At 68.7% G+C, this 16,527-nt stretch carries 13 protein-coding genes; 5 read left to right on the top strand and 8 right to left on the bottom strand.

Annotated elements, in window-relative coordinates:
- Window positions 1-101 precede the first annotated feature (101 nt).
- Window positions 102-608: an SRPBCC family protein gene (locus BN13_RS00065; RefSeq protein ID WP_048543434.1), complete on the top strand. Its 507-nt coding sequence runs from the start codon at window positions 102-104 to the stop codon at window positions 606-608.
- 31 nt (window positions 609-639) lie between these two features.
- On the top strand, window positions 640-1,398 hold the full coding sequence (locus BN13_RS00060; protein WP_162199885.1) for a GNAT family N-acetyltransferase: 759 nt from the start codon (window positions 640-642) through the stop codon (window positions 1,396-1,398).
- Between the two features lie 18 nt (window positions 1,399-1,416).
- Here the strand turns inward: BN13_RS00060 and BN13_RS00055 are convergent, their stop codons facing one another.
- The 6 genes from BN13_RS00055 to BN13_RS00030 form a co-directional block, all read right to left on the bottom strand.
- Window positions 1,417-1,917: a low molecular weight protein-tyrosine-phosphatase gene (locus BN13_RS00055; protein WP_048543432.1), complete on the bottom strand. Its 501-nt coding sequence runs from the start codon at window positions 1,915-1,917 to the stop codon at window positions 1,417-1,419.
- A gap of 49 nt (window positions 1,918-1,966) precedes the next feature.
- A complete protein-coding gene (cydC, locus tag BN13_RS00050) occupies window positions 1,967-3,598 on the bottom strand; it encodes a thiol reductant ABC exporter subunit CydC (protein WP_048543431.1) in 1,632 nt (543 codons plus the stop codon).
- Entirely contained in the window at window positions 3,595-5,268 is a 1,674-nt protein-coding gene (gene cydD, locus BN13_RS00045) for a thiol reductant ABC exporter subunit CydD (RefSeq protein WP_048548624.1), read from the bottom strand. The genes cydC and cydD overlap by 4 nt, the downstream gene beginning before the upstream one ends.
- A gap of 5 nt (window positions 5,269-5,273) precedes the next feature.
- A complete protein-coding gene (gene cydB / locus BN13_RS00040; RefSeq protein WP_048543430.1) occupies window positions 5,274-6,326 on the bottom strand; it encodes a cytochrome d ubiquinol oxidase subunit II in 1,053 nt (350 codons plus the stop codon).
- A gap of 17 nt (window positions 6,327-6,343) precedes the next feature.
- On the bottom strand, window positions 6,344-7,780 hold the full coding sequence (locus tag BN13_RS00035) for a cytochrome ubiquinol oxidase subunit I (RefSeq protein WP_048543429.1): 1,437 nt from the start codon (window positions 7,778-7,780) through the stop codon (window positions 6,344-6,346).
- Window positions 7,781-7,928: 148 nt separating this feature from the next.
- Window positions 7,929-10,124 carry a molybdopterin-dependent oxidoreductase gene (locus BN13_RS00030; protein WP_048543428.1) on the bottom strand — a complete coding sequence of 732 codons (2,196 nt, stop codon included), beginning with the start codon at window positions 10,122-10,124 and terminating at the stop codon, window positions 7,929-7,931.
- A 55-nt stretch (window positions 10,125-10,179) separates the two neighbouring features.
- Here BN13_RS00030 and BN13_RS19020 point away from each other — a divergent pair, with 55 nt between their 5' ends.
- The 3 genes from BN13_RS19020 to BN13_RS00015 all read left to right on the top strand — a co-directional run bounded on the left by BN13_RS19020 (window position 10,180) and on the right by BN13_RS00015 (window position 14,333).
- A complete protein-coding gene (locus BN13_RS19020; RefSeq protein WP_048543427.1) occupies window positions 10,180-10,572 on the top strand; it encodes a hypothetical protein in 393 nt (130 codons plus the stop codon).
- Window positions 10,573-11,132: 560 nt separating this feature from the next.
- Window positions 11,133-13,229 carry an HNH endonuclease signature motif containing protein gene (locus BN13_RS00020; protein ID WP_048543426.1) on the top strand — a complete coding sequence of 699 codons (2,097 nt, stop codon included), beginning with the start codon at window positions 11,133-11,135 and terminating at the stop codon, window positions 13,227-13,229.
- Between the two features lie 213 nt (window positions 13,230-13,442).
- Window positions 13,443-14,333 carry an alpha/beta fold hydrolase gene (locus tag BN13_RS00015; RefSeq protein WP_048543425.1) on the top strand — a complete coding sequence of 297 codons (891 nt, stop codon included), beginning with the start codon at window positions 13,443-13,445 and terminating at the stop codon, window positions 14,331-14,333.
- A gap of 42 nt (window positions 14,334-14,375) precedes the next feature.
- On the opposite strand, the gene BN13_RS00010 is transcribed toward BN13_RS00015, so the two are convergent.
- Complete coding sequence (locus BN13_RS00010; RefSeq protein WP_048543424.1) at window positions 14,376-15,206, bottom strand: alpha/beta hydrolase; 831 nt, start codon at window positions 15,204-15,206, stop codon at window positions 14,376-14,378.
- A gap of 116 nt (window positions 15,207-15,322) precedes the next feature.
- The gene (galE, locus tag BN13_RS00005) at window positions 15,323-16,342 is read right to left on the bottom strand and encodes a UDP-glucose 4-epimerase GalE (protein WP_048543423.1); all 1,020 of its coding nucleotides are present in this window, start codon (window positions 16,340-16,342) and stop codon (window positions 15,323-15,325) included.
- Between the last annotated feature and the right edge of the window lie 185 nt (window positions 16,343-16,527).

Genomic DNA, 16,527 nt, shown 5'->3' with positions numbered 1-16,527 from the left:
TGCCGTGGGGCATCTTGCACCCTGGTGCCGCGCCCGTCGAGTGGTCCCGCGTGGTTCCCAGCAGATTCTCAGTGAGGCAAATTCTCAGTGAGAATGACGACATGGGTCAGCCTGTGCGTCCGCTCTCCGTCAGCGTCGACATCGCCGCACCTCCTGAGGCCGTATGGCGAGTGGTCGCCGACGTCCGACGCACCGGCGAGTGGTCCCCCGAGTGCCGCAAGGTGGTGGCGCGCGGGCAGGTCGGGCTCGGGTCGCGCTTCGTCGGCGTCAACCGGCGCGGTGTGGTGGTCTGGCCGACCAATGCCAAAGTGGTCCGGTTCGAGCCCAATCGCGTTCTCGCGTATCGGATTGCCGAGAACGGCTCGACCTGGACGTATGCCCTGGAGCCGATCACGGGCGGCACCCGGCTGACGGAGACCCGCACCGCCGAGGCGGGCCTCTCCCGGTTCGCCTCGATCTTCACCGGCGCGTTGCTGGGCGGCAATGACGGTCACTCCGACGAACTCGAAGCCGGTATGACGCAGAGCCTGGCGACGATCAAGAAGGTCGTCGAGGCGGGACCGGCCGCTCCCGGTGATGCGCGTCCGGGCCATGCCGGGACGTGGTGAACAGGGTTCGAATGGCCGGGGTCGCGTCGTGGTGAGCGGGGTCCTGCGTGAACTGACGACCCGCGACGATCTGGTCGCGGCCTGCCCTGGCGATGCCTTCGCGCGCTGGGACCCGCCCGACCGGCTTGCTGCCGGGTTCGCGCTCGATGAGGCGGTGGCCTACCTGCGGCGCTCGCACTCGGGCCGGCTCACGATGAACGTCTGGGGGCCGGACATCGGCCCGCTCCTCGTGCGGCTGCGCGACGGCGCAGTCTTGTCCGACCTCGGTGCTGCCTGGATTTCGGTGCCGCGCGACCAGATCGACGTTCTGGAGCGCACCGTGTCGGTGCGCGGGGGCGGCGAGTGGGACTGGATGTGGACCGACACACCGCCGGGGACGACGTCCGCGGATGACCGGTTGATCACGCTGGACGACACCACGGATGCGGCCGAGATCACCAATTTGCTGGCGGAGAACCCGCGGTCCGAGGGCTACCCGGGCACGGGTCGCGCGGAGGTGTGGCTCGGCATACGGGATGATGGTGGTGCCCTGGCCTCGTGTGGTGCGGTGCACCGATTGGACTCGGGCACAGCGCATCTCGCGGGAATCCACACGGCCGAGCGAGTCCGCGGCCGGGGTCTCGGGCGCGCCGTGACCGCGGGACTCACCCGGTGGGTGCTGGCCCGCGAGCCGGTCGTGACCCTGGGGATGTATGCCGATTCCGCCGCCGCGAGGCGCGTCTACCACTCGCTCGGCTTCCGGACCGACAAGGAGTGGAGTTCGAAGATCCTGGTTCGTCGCGGGACCTGACGAGGCGTTGACCCGAAGTCAGCGCTCGGCCAGGGCCGCCTCCACGTGCGCGAGAATGCCGGGGATGGCGGCCTGAAGTTCGGCATACGTCTGATCGAAGGCGTTATCGGTCCACCCGTACCACGGGTCGTCTACGTCCAAGGTGCCCGCCGCAACCGCCGCCGGGTCGAAGGACCGGATGAGGCGGACGTGATCGGGCTCCCCACCCGCGAGCCGGCGCAGCGCGCGCAGGTGCCCACTGTCCGCGGCCAGGACGAGATCGCGGTCGGCGAGCCAGGATTTCTCGATCCGGCGGGCCCGGTGTGACGACCCGCCCCAATCCGCGTGTGCGTTCCGGCGCAACACCGCAAGCGTCCGCGGGTCGGCGGGGTTGCCGCTCTCCTCCGCCGAGATTCCTGCCGAGTCCACCTCGACCCGATCAGCCAGGCCGGCGTCGTCGAGGGCCTCGCGCAGCAGGAACTCCAGCATCGGCGAGCGGCAGATGTTGCCCGTGCAGACAACGCAGATTCGATACGTCACGGGCTCAGTCTTTCGTATGGCCGTGGGCCCGGCTCCCCGGCCTCGGCGCTCAGCCGGTCAGGCGCAGAGTCCGCGCGAAGCCGTCCCGCCCGTCCTCTCGGTGGCTGACCATCACCAGCGTTCGATCCGGCGAGGACGCCACCAGATCGGCGATCACGGCCCGGGCGGTGGCGGAGTCGAGGTGCGCTACCGGCTCGTCGAGCAGGATGACGGGCCGCTCCGACAGCAACGCCCGCGCCAAGCCGAGGCGCGCACGCTCACCGCCGGAAATGCCGCGGCCCCCGACCCCGAGCCGAGTCTCCAGTCCATCCGGGAGCCCCGTGACCCAGGTCCCGAGACCCGCCGCCTCGAGCGCAGCGATCAAGTCCGTATCGTCCGCGTCGTCTCGGGCAAAGCGGAGGTTCTCGCGCAGGGTGGAGGCGAAGACGTGCGGGGTGTCGTCCACGATCGCGATCCGGCCGCGCGCGGCCGGGAGCGGTTCCGACAGCACGTCCCGCCTACCGACTCCGTCATTGCCGACGCGATAGGTCCCGGCCTCGGGGTCGAGGTGGCGGGCAAGCACGGCCAGCAGGGTGGACTTCCCGCAACCGTTGGGGCCGCTGACGGCCAGGTGAGTGCCGGGCGGAAGGTCGAGGTCGAGGGGTCGCAGGGCCACGGGACGCTCGGGCGACCAGCGGGCGCTGATGCCGCGCAGTTCCAGCCCCTGCCCGGTGTCGGGGGATGCCACCCCGCTCGGCTCCGCCACGGCGGGCACCTGACTTAGTACGCGCGCCAACCTCCGCGCGCTACCCCGGGACCGCGCCAGCGCTCGGGCCGCCTCTGCCAGCGGAGTGAGGGCGTCGGCCACCGCCACGGGCGCCAACACCAACATCGCGTTCACGGCGGGCGTATGCCGCGTGCTCCCCTCAAGCAGGAGCGCCACGATCGCGACCGCACCACCCACGGCCACCAGGATCGCTCCGGCGGCGAGCGCGCGACCCCGGGCCTGTCGCAGCACGAGGGCTCGCCAATTGGCTTGGCGGACATCGAGTTCCGCGATCAAGTCGGGCCCGGCACCGATGGCGGCGATCTCCCCGGCCTGGGCAGTGAGGGTGTCCGCGATGCGGGTCACGTCGGCGCGTGCGTCACCCAACTCCACCTGACCGCGGGTCTCCACGCGCACCGCCACAAGGGAGATCGCCAGGACCGCCAACCCGAGGGCGATCACGACGAGCCCGACGCGCGCGTCGAATGCGGTTGTGACCGCCGAGGTGATGCCCCAGGCAACCAGTGTCGAAACGGCGGGCACGGTGACCCGGATCTGGGCGCCGACAATGTCGTCGAGATCGTCGACGACACCGGTGAGGAGGTCGGCTCGGCCCCGCTGCCCAAGGCGGGCGGGGGTGAGCGGGATGAGCGCGGCATACGTCTGGACGCGGCGGCGAGCCAGGTCGGCGAGGGCGGCGTCGTGGGTCCGAAGGCGCTCCCAATAGCGGAAGGCGGGGCGCGCCATACCGAATGCCCGAACGCCGACGATGGCGGTCATCAGGGTGAGGATGACCGGCATCTCGCTGGCCTTGACGATCAGCCAGCCCGAGGTGACGGTCAGCGCGACGCCGCTGGCGAGGGCGAGCCCGCCGATGATCCCGGCAAGCAACAGGGGTCGGGTGAGCCGCCCCGTGCTGAGGTCCGGACCGGTCACCGGGCACCCCCCTTCGGACGTATGCCGCGCCCGCGCCCCCCGAGGGCAGCGCCGGTCAGGTGGACGTGGTGTTGCGCATGGTCGAGCAGCTCGTGGCGGTGGGTGATGGCGATGACGCACGCGCGTTGCGCGAGAAGGGAAATCGCGGAGTGCGCCAACTCCGCGCTGGCATCATCGAGATGGGCGGTGGGCTCATCGAGCAGGATCACCGTCTCGGGGGCGAGCAGGGCGCGCGCAAGGCCGATCCGCGCGCCTTGGCCGGCCGAGAGGCCGAAGCCGTCGTCTCCGACCACCGTGTCGAGGCCGTTCGGGAGGGCGGCGACGAAGCCGTCGAGGCCCACCTGACGCAGGGCGGCCCACTGGGCGTCCGGGCCGGCGCCATTGCCCAGGGCGAGGCAGGCGCGCAGGGTGCCGGTGGGGAGGAAGGGGCGCTGCGTGACGAGGTGGCATCGTGGCGCGGTCACTCGGCCGGTGTCGGGTTGGCGCAGGCCGGCGATGAGTTCGACGACGGTGGTCTTGCCGACCCCGGAGGCTCCGGTCAAGACGGTCAAGCCGGCGTCGGCGACCAGGCTCAGGTCACGGATGACTGGTTCGGCGGCGCCGGGGTAGGTATAGGTCACGGCGTCTACCGCGACGCGCGCCAGTTGGGCGGTCGTGGGGTTGGTCGCGGGGCTGCTCGTGGGGCTGTTGCAGGTGGGGGCGCCTCCGGGTTTCCGATCAATCGGGATGGTGCCCAGTTCACCCAGCTCACCCAGGATCGCGGCGATCGCGGTGGCGCCATCGGCGGCGCTGTGGAACTCCTGGCCGACTCGTCGGATCGGCCAATACGCCTCCGGCGCAAGCAAGATCGCGAGCAGGGCGCTGTCGAGCGGCATCGACCCGTGCGCGAGCCGGACGCCGCACAGGACGGCGACAATCGCCACGGAAATGGTGGCCAGCAATTCCAGCGCGCCGGTGGAGAGGAAGGCCAGCCGCAGCGTGCGGACGGTCGTCAGGCGGTGGCGGTCGCTGACCTGCCGGATCCCGTCGAGTTGGCGTTCGGCGCGGCCATAGTTCACCAGCGTGGGCAGCCCGCGAACAACATCGAGGAAGTGCCCGGAGAGGTCGGCGAGGGACCGCCAGCGGCGTTGGGTCTCCTCGGCGGTCGTACGGCCGATGAGTGCGGCAAAGAGCGGCAGGAGGGGCAGGGTCAGCACGACGACCAGGGCGCTGGCCCAGTCCACGAACAGCAGCGCCAGCACGGCCCCGGCGGGGACGACCGCGGCGGCGACGAGGGCGGGGAGGAAGCGCGCGGCATACGGCTCGATGCTGGTGCAGCCGGCGGTGGCGAGGGTGAGGCGGGCGGCGGGATCGTCGGTTGTCGCCCGCCCGGCCCGTGTCCAGGCGCCGAGCAGGCGGCGTCGCAACGCGGTCGAGACGTCGGCGCCGGCGCGGGCCGCGGCATACTCCCCGATCGTGGTCAGCAGGCCGCGGACGACGAACAGCAGGACGAGCCAGCCGAGCGCGGCGCCGAGCGGGGCATCGGTGGCGAGCGCGACCACGACCCCGGTGAGGGCGAACGCTGTCGCGATCGTCGTCGCGCCCTGCGCAATGCCGACCGCCCCGAGGACCGCCAGCGGGCGGCGGACCTCGGGGACGGCGCGCAGGAGCGCGGGGTCGAACGGACGCAACGAGGTCAGCGACTCGCGCGGGCCGGCAGGTGGGTCGGGTCCTGCGCCGGTGGGATGTGCGCGGTCGAGATGCGCTTGCGGAAGATCCAGTAGCTCCACGCTTGGTAGGCGAGCACGATCGGGGTGAAGACCAGGGCCGCGATCGTCATGATCTTCAGGGTGTAGTCCGTGCTCGACGCATTGTGGATCGTCAGGCTGAAGGCGTCATTCGTCGAGCTCGGCATGACATTGGGATAGAGCAGGAAGAAGTACGTCGCGACCGCGGCAGCGATGGTCAGGGCCGTGCCGGTGAACGCCTGTCCTTCCTTGCCGCGCGTGTTGGCCCAGATCGAGAAGAGCAGCGCGCCGGCGGCGATGGCGGTGGTGAGCCAGCTCCATACCGAGCCCTTGCTGATGCCGAGGACGAGCAGGAGGACGACGGCGAGGCCGGCGGCGACCAACCCGGTCTTGGTGGCCAGTGCGCGCGCATCGGCGCGGATTGGGCCGTCGGTCTTCAGCGCCACGAAGTAGGCCCCGTGGGTCAGGAAGAGCGCGACGAAGACCAGGCCACCGAGCAACCCGATCGGGTTGAGCAGGGTGAAGAGGTTGCCGGTGTATTCCATGTTCTCGTCGATCGGGACGCCGCGGACGATATTGGTCAGGGCGACGCCCCACAGCAGGGCCGGCAAGAACGAGCCGACGATGATTGCCTTGTCCCAGTTGGCCTTCCACGCCGCATCGGCGCGCTTGCCGCGGTAGTCGAAGCCCATGTTGCGGACGATGAGCGCGACGAGGATGAGCAGCAGCGGGAGGTAGAAACCGCTGAACAGCGTGGCGTACCAGTGCGGGAAGGCGGCGAAGGTGGCGCCACCGGCGGTGAGCACCCATACCTCGTTGCCGTCCCAGACCGGCCCGATGCTGTTGAGGAGGACGCGGCGGCGCTTCTCGGTGTCGTCGGCGTCGCGGCCCTTCCCGAGGATGGGGAAGAGCATGCCGACACCGAAGTCGAAGCCCTCCAGGACGAAGTAGCCAGTCCACAGCACGGCGATGAGGAGGAACCAGATCACTGCGAGGTCCATGTCTGAATCTCCTTATCTCAGTAGGCGAACTGCAGTTCGGTGTCGTCGGTCATCTGATCCGGCGACTTGGGCTGCTCGAAGGGCTCGGCGCCCTTCTTGATGTAGTCGGTGTAGAGCTTGATCTCGACGACTGCGAGGGCGGCATACAGCAGCGTGTAGACGATCATCGAGATCCAGACTTCGGCCGAGCTGACGCTCGGGGAGACGCCGGTGGCGGTCGTCATCAGACCGTTGACGAGCCACGGCTGGCGGCCCATCTCGGTGAAAATCCAGCCGAAGCTGTTGGCGAAGACCGGGGCGAGGGGCGCGCCGAAGATCACCAGGCTCCACCACCTACTGCGTGGGGTGCCGCCCTTGCGGGTCGACCACAGCACCGCGGCTGCGGCCGCCATCGTCACGAAGCCGAGGCCCATCATGAAGCGGAAGGACCAATACGTGACCGGGATGTATGGCGTGTAGGTCGCGTCCTTGACGAGGGTGCTGGAGTCGGAGCCGTACGTCGCGATCAGTTGCTCGCGCAGCGGGTTGATGCCCTCGACGGGCTTGTCCAGGCTGCCGGTGGCCATGAAGCCGAGGACACACGGGACCTTGATGGCGAACTTCTCCTTCGTGCCATCGGGGGTGCCGATGGTGAATACGGAGAACGGGGCGCAGGTGTCGCTGGTCTCATAAAGTGCCTCTGCGGCAGCCATTTTCATCGGCTGCACTTCGGTCATGATCTTGCCCTGGAGGTCACCGGAGAAGATCACGCCGAGGCTGGCGATCAGGGTCACGATGGCGCCAACGCGGGCCGAGCGACGATAGAGGGAGTTGTCGGCGGCTGGCCGGCTGCGACGCATCAGCCAGACGGAGACCCCCATGACCATGGCGCCGCCGACCATATATGCCGAGGTGATGACGTGCGGGAAGGTCACGAGCTGGACCTTGTTGGTGAGCACGGCCAGGAAGTCGGTCATCTCGGCGCGGCCCGTCGTGGGGTTGTACTTGTAGCCAACCGGGTTCTGCATGAACGAGTTCGCCGCGAGGATGAAGTATGCGGACAGCACCGTGCCGATGTGCACGGCGAGCATGGTCAGCGCGTGCAGCTTCTCCGGCAGCTTGCCCCAGCCGAAGATCCACAGGCCGAGGAAGGTGGATTCGAGGAAGAAGGCGAGCAGGGCCTCAAAGGCGAGTGGGGCGCCGAAGATGTCCCCGACGAAGCGGCTGTAGTCCGACCAGTTCATGCCGAACTGGAACTCCTGGACGATGCCGGTCACCAGGCCGAGCGCGAAGTTGATCGTGAACAGCTTGCCGAAGAACTTCGTCAGGCGCAGGTAGTCAGGGTTGTGCGTGCGGACCCACTGGATGTGGAAGTAGGCCACGATCGCACTCATCCCGATGGTGATCGGGACGAAAAGGAAGTGGTAGACGGTCGTGATGGCGAACTGCCACCTGGCCAGGTCTAGGGCGTCCATCGCGTACTCCGGGAGAACGATTTTGGATATGACGCTCTGACCCTAAGAAGGCCTTTTGATCGCCTCATGTGAGGCGAACCTTCGTGAGGCGGACCTTCGTGACCGATCAGACAGGCGGGGTTACTCCACGGGGCTTGACAGGGGGCGGCTAGTCGGCCCGAGATACGCCCACAGGTATGCCATTGAGGATCGCATTCCCGGTGATTGCCTCGGTGCGCTGCGGGTCGCTGAGTTCGTTAAACGACACTCCCGCAAGGGTTTTCGCGTGTTCAAGCCGTATGCCGTCCGCCTTTCCGTGGCCATATCCGTGCGGCAGGCAGACCACTCCGGGCATGACGTCGTCGGTCACCTGGCAGTCGATGCTGACCTTGCCCGAAGCCGATGTGAGATTGACGACATCTCCATCGTTGATGGCGCGGTCGGCAGCATCGGCGGGGTTGATGAACAGGCGGTGGCGGGGCTTGCCGCTGGTCAGGCGCGGGACGTTATGCAGCCACGAATTGTTGTCCCGTTGGGCGCGGCGACCGATGAGGAGGAGGTCGTCACTTGTGCCGGTTGCTGGAGTCTTGGTCGCGTCGAGGACGGTGAGCGCGTCGAGGATCAGCGGCTGGTCCAGGTGGACGAGTTTGTCCTCGGTGTAGAGGCGCTCCGGGAGGCGGCGTTCGAGAGGGCCGAGGTCGGCGCCGCCGGGGGTCTCGGCGAGTTTCTTTACGGACAGGCCGGTGCTGAGGGCCTCGAGGAGGAGGTCGACCTGCTGCTTGGGGGTGGAGCGGAAGCGGGCCTGGGTTTCGATGGTTTTCGGGAGGTCTTTGACGGTGGCGGCTGTGGCCGTGGCCAAGCCGCTCAGTCCCTGCGCGTCGGCGAAGGCGCGCTTTTCGCGAAGCGTGATGATCCGCAGGGCCAGTTCCTTGGCGATCTCCCAGTCGTGGCGGGCCTCCTTCGGCTTGTCGAAGAGGGCGCTCGACCAGCGCGCGGTGTTGCGGACCGCGAGCAGGTGAAAGACGAGATCGTAGTGGTCGCGCTCAAGGGGACCGGTCGGCGGGAGGATGACGTCGGCATACCGGCTGGTCTCGGTGATGTAGAAGTCGATCGCGACCATGAAATCGAGCCCGGCGAGGGCGTCGCCGAGGTCGTCGCCGGCAGGGGTGGACGAGACAGGATTGCCGGCAAGGCAGACGAGCGCCTTGATCTGGCCGTCACCTGGTGTTGAGATCTCTTCCGCGAGAACGGAAACGGGCAGTTCGCCGCCGAACTCCGGCAGGCCGCGGACGCGGGAGGACCACGCGCCGAGGTGGCCGGGGCCGAGCATCCGCTTGCCGATGAGGTCGATCGCGGGGGTGGTGAACATCGTGCCGCCGGGGCGGTCGAGATTGCCGGTGAGGGCGTTGATGCACTGCACGGCCCATTGGCAAATGGCTCCGTGCTCCTGGGTGGAGACGCCCATCCGGCCGTGCACGGCGGCGCTCTCGGCACCCGCGATCTGCCGGGCGAGGGCGATGATGTCGGCGGCCGGCATACCGCTCATCGTTTCCGCGCGCTCGGGGGTGAACGGGGCGACGGCGGCGGCGACCTCGGCGAGGCCACGGACATACTCGGCGGGCTTGGTCAGGCCCTCGGAGGTGAGGACATTGAGGATCGCGAGGAGCACATAAGCATCGGTGCCGGGACGGATGAAGTGGTGCGCGTCCGCGACCTTGGCCGTCTCGGTGCGCCGGGGGTCGAGGACGACGAGCCGGCCGCCGCGGGCCTTGAGTTCGCGCAGGCGACCGGGGAAGTCCGGGACGGTCATCATCGAGCCATTGCTGGCCATCGGGTTATTGCCGATGAGGACGAGCAGCTGGGTGCGGTCGATGTCCGGGACGGGCAGCAGGAATTGGTGGCCATAGAGCAGCATCGCGTTGAGGTGATGCGGGAGCTGGTCGACGCTGGTGGCGCTGAAGGTGTTGCGGGACTTGATGGTTCGCACGAGGTTCACCCCGTGGGTGAGCGCCCCGAGGCTGTGGACATTGGGATTGCCGAGGTATGCCGCGACCGCGTCCGCCCCGTGCTCCGCCTGGACCTCGACAATGCGCTCCGCGACGAGATCGAAGGCCTCGTCCCAACCGATCGGCTCCCACGTCGCGTCCGTGCCAGGCGCGCCCACCCGGCGGACGGGGGTGCGGAGGCGGTCAGGGTCGGTGTGAATGTCCTGTAGGGCAATGGCTTTGGGGCAAATATGGCCACGCGAGAGCGGGTCCTGCTTGTGGCCGCGGATGCTCACCACGGTCGGCCCGTCGACCTTGACCTCCAGCCCGCAGCTTGCCTCGCATAGGACACAGGTGATGTAGCGGGTCTCCTCGGCCATACGCGGCAGTCTGGCAGAGCCGCCCGACTTGGTGCCCGCGTCTACGCGTGGACGCGTGGACGCCGCCCCCGCCTATGCGCCGATGAGCCTCGCCGACCTCGGCGCGCATTTGGCCGGGGCGTCCGATGACGACCACCGGTGGCGCCTCCTCGCCGAATTCCTCGAAGAGTTTCGCTGGGCGCCGCCGGGTGAGCGCCTTCACCTCTTGAGCGCCGCTCCGCCGTCGACACAAGACCGCCGCTGGGACGTCCTTCTGGCGGCGCTCGCCGAACATCTAGCGGCGCGCGAGGGCCGGGCGGCGCCGGCCTGGGCGGACGGGAAGATCCTCGAGCAGTTCTGGTTCCCCTTCAACACCGACGCGGCCCGTGTCGACGCCTTCGTCCACGCCCCGGCAGCCTTCCGATCTCGGGGCGTCTTTCTGGCGGCTCGAGAGCTCGAGGTCGCATGACCGGGCCGCTCCTGGATCGGGCGGCGATCGAGGCGGCCCTGACCCGCCTGGGGGAACGGCTCGTCCGGCGTGGGGTCGTCGCCGATCTGTATGTCTTCGGCGGGGCTGCAATGACGCTTGCGTATGACCGCCAGCTTTCCACTCTCGATATAGATGCCGTCTGGCAGCCTCATGAGATTCGTCATCGACGAGGCCCAGGAGGTAGCACGCGAGTTGGGTCTGCCCACCTGGTGGCTCAGCGAGCAAGCCACGCATAGGTGTGGACGCAGATTGATGAGGACGCGCCGCGGGTCTTCGACCACCCGGGCTTGCGCGTGAGCGTCCGCAGCCCATTTGTTGCTATGAAAGTGGTGGCTGGCCGCCGGCGCGGCGAGAGGGGATGCCAGGGCGCCCGGATAGCGCTGTTTCGCGGCTCCGTTGGGTCGGAGATTCCTTGGGCTGATGACGTTGAAAATCGTTATGCCGCATCGGATTTCATAGGAGTGCAGGGTGGCAATTCGTACGACAATACGATAGAATGAACCGAAAATGCGAAGCCGCAGAGAGGAGGTGAGCCGGACATGGTTGTGTCGGATGTTGCAAGCCTCCTGGAGGATGCGAAGCGTGTCGCCGACCAGCTGTATGCCGCCGGCTCCCGCCCCTCGGTGGCTGCCGACCGCGCCAGCTGGGTGCAGATAGTCGAAGACCTCCAGTCCGTCATCAATACCCTCGCGGGCGCGCAAGATCAAGTCATGGTCCGAGCGGTGGCGATTGACGAGGACTGGGATGAGGACGGTGTGGTTGTCGAGACTCATCGCGCGCTCGGTCATGTGAGCCTCGACGGTCCCGACTTGGTCGCGATGCGCCTGCGCCTCCCGCACGCGGCGGTGTCTCGGCGGGTTGAGACGGCGGTGCGCGTGGCCGCCGGGCGCCAGCCGCAGTTTGTCGAAGACACCGTGGGTATGCCGAAGGCACCCGAGGCTGGCCCGGGTCAGCCGACGGGGCTGGGTGGGTTGGCGGCGGCGATGCGCTGCGGGCGACTCGATGGATACCGGGCCAGTGTGATCGCGGATGAGTTGGCGGACGCACCCGCGGAAGCCGCGGCCCTCGTTATTGAGCGGCTGGACGCCGAGTTCGACCTCGCCACTGGAGCGCAGCTGCGCGCCCGGACCCGGAAGTACCTCGCCCAGGTCGATCAGTCCGCGCTCAGGCTGCGGATGGCTCGCGCCCGAGCCGACATCCGACTTGAGCGGTGGGTGAACGACCCGGGTGTCGACACGTGGCGGGCCAACCTACCCGCCGAACTCGCCCTCCCCGCGTGGGCCGCAGTCGATCAGTTGGCGCGGGACTACGTGAAAGCAGGGACGTATGCCCGTATGGAGACCGCCCGCGCCCACGCCCTATGTGACTTGATCACCGGCCAGGCGACGATCGAGGTCAATGTCGTAGTGACCGTCCCCGCCTCGGCGCTCCCAGAGGATGGCGACAGTCCGAATGCGTCGACCCCTGGCCCGAGCCGCCCGAGCTCCGACCCGAGCCGCCCGGGCTCCGACCCGAGGAAGCCGGACCTGGGCGAGCCGGAGCTGAGCGTGCCAATCCTGGATCGCGGTGTCTCGGATCAGGGAGTGCCAGTTTCGAATGAGTCGGGCGGGGACGAGCGGGGGTTGAACTCCGCCGAGGCCAGTGGTTCCGAAGTCCGGGGCCGAGGCGCTCGCGCCTGCGAGCTCGGGTCCGGTGAATTCGGTCCGGCCACGTCTGCTGATTCTCGCGGGGCCGGCGCAATCGTCGACCCTAGCGCAGACGACGCGGACGGGGGCCCCGCACTGTTGGAAGTCACGCCCATCGGACGCAACGACACGGTGTTCCTCGATCGAGATTGGTTGGCCGGGAGCGCCTTCGTCACCCGCCGCGTCCAGAAGTGCGACTCGCGTACGGGTGCGCTCCTGCCCGATGACTGGCTGGGGATGAGCAACGGACCGTGCAAGCGTGGCAAGCCTGCTTCTGATATTCGGCCACCACACCCACGTCAGCCGAGCGATCCCAACCCGGGCGAGGCCCTTTCTCCGGAACCCGCCCGCTACCGGCCCGCGGGCAAGCTCATCGACCTGATCAAAGCCCGCGACGGGCGATGCCGGTTCCCCGGCTGTTCCATCAACGCCCGCTTCTGCGACGTGGACCACGTCCGCGCATGGCCCGAGGGGCCGACCCACGCCGACAACCTGATGTGCCTATGCCGCCGCCATCACCGCGTCAAGCAGTCCGCTGGCTGGCGCGTCCGTCTCACGCCGGGGGCTCGTGCCGTATGGCGCGACCCCGCGGGCAGAGAGCAGGTCACCTTGCCCGTGGACCGCCTCAGTGCAACGTCCGTCACGCTCGACACGGCAACCTCGCTGGCGTTCAACACGGCCGAGAGCGAGGCTTGCACCGACAGGACAGTCGACAAGACAGTCGACAAGACAGCCGAGGCGAAGAGCGAGGCGGACATGGTCACGTTGAGTGTCGGCGAATACACGTTGCAGCACCTGCTGGCGCACGCCCGCGGCAACACCGAGCCTCTGATCCGCGTCTTCTCCAACGACCGCCAAACCCACGCTTTCCGCATCACCGTTCTCGTCGACCGATGGGACTTCGCCGGAGGCCCTGCGGGGCCACGGCACTACGACGAACCGCCGTTCTAGCCACTGGGTGAGCAGGCCGCCATGAACCTCGCGACGCCGAAGATTGGCGGTGACGAGTCCGGCGGGCAAGGACTGCGATGACGACCGGCGGGGGCAAGATCGGCGGGCAAGGTCGGTGATGAAGACCGGCGGGCAAGGTCGGCGGTGGAGAAGGCGACGACAAAGATCGCTGGTGAAGATCCCCAGCGCGCGCGAAAGGGGCACGATCGGGGGATGGACGTCTTCGCGGCATACAGCGACCACCGGCTCACCCGGCCCGACGGGCGGGTGGTCGCCTGGACCGAGTGGGGCGAGCCGGGCGGTGTGCCGCTGTTCCGCATACCGGGCACGCCCGGGTGCCGTTGGTCGGTCCGAGCCGACACCTCACCGTGGGCGCTGCGCGGGCTGCGGGTGATCACGACGGAGCGCCCGGGATTCGGCGCGTCGACGCCATTGCCGGGGCGCGGATTCCGCGCGCATGCCGACGACCTCGCGGCGATTCTCGACCACCTGGGCATTGAGCGGGTGCACCTGATCGGGGCCAGCGGCGCGGCTCCGCACGAACTCGCCTTCGCCCAGTCGTACCCCGCCCGGGTCCGTGCTGCGACAATCCTCGTCGGCACGGCTCCCTTGGCGGAGAACGAGATCGAGACGATGATCCCGCTAAACCAGCAGTCGCACCGGCTGTGCCGGGCGGGGCTTCGTGATGACGAGGCCGCCCTCCTCGGGCCGGTCCGCGAGGCGATCCTCGCCGATCCGCTCGCGGCCTTCCGCGCGATCATGGAGCACGCGCCGGCCGACGATCAGGCGGTGATGCGCGACCCCAACTGGCAGGCCACCTTCGCCCGCGCCCAGACCGAAGCCCTCGGCGCCAGACTCGACGGTTGGGTCGATGAGTCCCTGGCGATGAGCCAGAACTGGGACGAGATCCACCCCGAGGCGATCGGTACCGACATCACCTGGCAGCACGCCGCGGCCGACGCCAACTGCCCACACGCCGCCGCCCGCCGACTGGTCGACCGACTGCCGAATGCCCGGTTCATCGCCTGGCCCGACGACGTCGGTCACCTCTACGGCTACCGCCACGAGGGCGAGATCCTCGACGAACTCCTGGCGCGGGGCTGAGCCCCGGCGGGGACGAAACCTCGACTGCCACTCTTCCCGGGCTCAGGCGTTGCGGTCCAAGAAGTCGACAACCCGCTCGATGTATGCCGCGCGGTCCTGGAAGTAGCCGCCGCAATGGTCCGCGCCGGCAAAGATGTGGAGGGTCGGCTTGGGGAGGCCGGCCGCGGCATACAGCCGGTGCGCGTGCTCCACGGGAATGATGCGGTCCTGGTCACCGTGCATCAGCAGCACCGGGCGCGGGGCGAGGTCGGCGATCCGCTCGATCGGGGCTACGTCGTGGAAGCGGTAGCCGTAGCGGAGACGGGTGGCGCGGTCGGTGAGTTGCAGCATGGGGAAGGGCGGCAGGCGCAGACGCGAGATGGCGTGCGCGACGACGCCCCGCATGTCGGCAAAGGGGGAGTCGAGGACGAAGGCGCCCACCCGCGGCTCGTCCGCGCCGACGAGGACGCTGACCGCGGCACCCATGGAGAACCCGACGAGAACGAGAGTGGCGTCGGGGCGGCGGGACGCGGCATACGCAATGGCAGCGCGCAGGTCCGCTTGCTCATAGTGTGCGAGGGATTGGGGCCCGTCCTCGGAGTCCCCGTTGCCGCGGAAGTCGAAGAGGAGCACCGTGTTGCCCGCCCGCCACAAGCCCGGCCCGATCCCGAGCATGTCGGCCTTGTTGCCGCGATGCCCGTGGCTGACGATGATGACGCGCTCGCTATCGGGGCGATCGAGCCACCACCCGGCCAGGCGCGTGCCATCGGCGGCGGCGAAGGTGACGTCCTCACTGTCCGCGCCCACCTCGAACGGGCTGAACCGATAATCCGGCCACGGCCGCTGCGGACCGCTGATCTTGCCCGCAGCAACCGCCGCGGCGGCCCCAGCCACCGCGGCCAACCCGGCCCCCGTGCCACCTGCAGCGAGCAGCCCAGCCAGCCCCGGTCGAAATAGGCCCGATCGCAACAGCCCCGGGCGCACGCTCGGACGGCCTCGATGCGCCAAGGTCAGTCCTCGTAACCCGTGGGGTTGGCCGACTGCCAGCGCCACGTATCGACACAGACGTCGTCGATCGTCTTGACCGTGCGCCAGTTCAACTCGGCATTCGCCTTCGCCGGGTCGGCCCAGGACCGAGCTTGATCACCTGCCCGTCGCGGCCCGATCTCGTATGGCAGCTCACGCCCGACTGCGCGCTCGAAGGCGTGCAGCATCGCCAAGACGCTCGTGCCTTGTCCCACACCGAGATTCCACACCGACACCGGCTCCTCGGTGCTTGCCAGCTTGGTCAGCGCAGCCACGTGACCGGCGGCGAGATCCTCGACATGGATGTAGTCGCGCTCGCAGGTCCCGTCTTCCGTGGGGTAGTCGTCGCCGAACACCACCAACTTGTCGCGCCGCCCGATGGCGACCTGCGCGATGAACGGCAACAGGTTGTTGGGGATCCCCTGCGGGTCCTCGCCGATCGTGCCCGAAGGATGCGCGCCGACCGGATTGAAGTAGCGCAGGATGCCGATCCGCAAAGTCGGGTCGGCGTGCGCCACGTCGGTCAGGACGTGTTCGTTCATTACCTTGGTCCGGCCGTACGGGCTGGTGGACACCAGCGGCGCGTAGTCCTCGCGGAACGGCAGAGGGGCGTGATCGCCATACACCGTCGCGGAGGAAGAGAAGACGAGCAGCTTGACCCCGTGGCGGCGCATCGCGCGCACGAGGGAGAAGGTGGAGTCGAGATTGTTCTCGTAGTACTCCAGCGGGATCTGCGCACTCTCCCCTACGGCCTTGAGCCCGGCGAAGTGGATCACCGCGTCGAACGACTCATCGGCGAACAGTCGCTCCGTCTTGTCCCGATCGGTCAGGTCGAAGGCGTGCACGGGAAGGTGCGTCCCGGTCAGCGCCTCCAGCCGCCCGATGACGGCCGGCTTGCTGTTGGCGAAAGAGTCGACGATCACCACGTCGTGCCCCGCCGCGACCAGTTGCACCACCGTGTGGGACCCGATGTAGCCGGCGCCGCCGGAGACAAGAACGCGCATGCGCCAACCGTATGCCGTTCACTCACCTCGCGGGCGGCCCGAACCACCTCTAGGGTGACGCCGTGGCACGGGGGGCGAAGGGCTGGGCGGCAGCGGTCGTCTCGCTCGCGCTACTGACCGCGGGAATCGGGGCGGTGAGCGCGCGGTATGCCGAGCGCGTCACCCCCGACCCGCCGGCCAGCGCG

This window comes from Nostocoides jenkinsii Ben 74 (genome assembly GCF_001046875.1).
Taxonomy (GTDB): Bacteria; Actinomycetota; Actinomycetes; order Actinomycetales; family Dermatophilaceae; genus Nostocoides_A; species Nostocoides_A jenkinsii.
This window is presented reverse-complemented; position numbering and strand designations above follow the sequence as displayed.

Excerpts from the sequence above, each read along its gene's own strand:
- cydB (WP_048543430.1), bottom strand. The coding sequence starts at position 6,326 with ATGGACCTCGCAGTGATCTGGTTCCTCCTCATCGCCGTGCTGTGGACT.
- BN13_RS00020 (WP_048543426.1), top strand. The coding sequence starts at position 11,133 with ATGGTTGTGTCGGATGTTGCAAGCCTCCTGGAGGATGCGAAGCGTGTC.
- galE (WP_048543423.1), bottom strand. The coding sequence starts at position 16,342 with ATGCGCGTTCTTGTCTCCGGCGGCGCCGGCTACATCGGGTCCCACACG.
- BN13_RS00030 (WP_048543428.1), bottom strand. The coding sequence starts at position 10,124 with ATGGCCGAGGAGACCCGCTACATCACCTGTGTCCTATGCGAGGCAAGC.
- BN13_RS00035 (WP_048543429.1), bottom strand. The coding sequence starts at position 7,780 with ATGGACGCCCTAGACCTGGCCAGGTGGCAGTTCGCCATCACGACCGTC.
- BN13_RS00015 (WP_048543425.1), top strand. The coding sequence starts at position 13,443 with ATGGACGTCTTCGCGGCATACAGCGACCACCGGCTCACCCGGCCCGAC.
- BN13_RS00065 (WP_048543434.1), top strand. The coding sequence starts at position 102 with ATGGGTCAGCCTGTGCGTCCGCTCTCCGTCAGCGTCGACATCGCCGCA.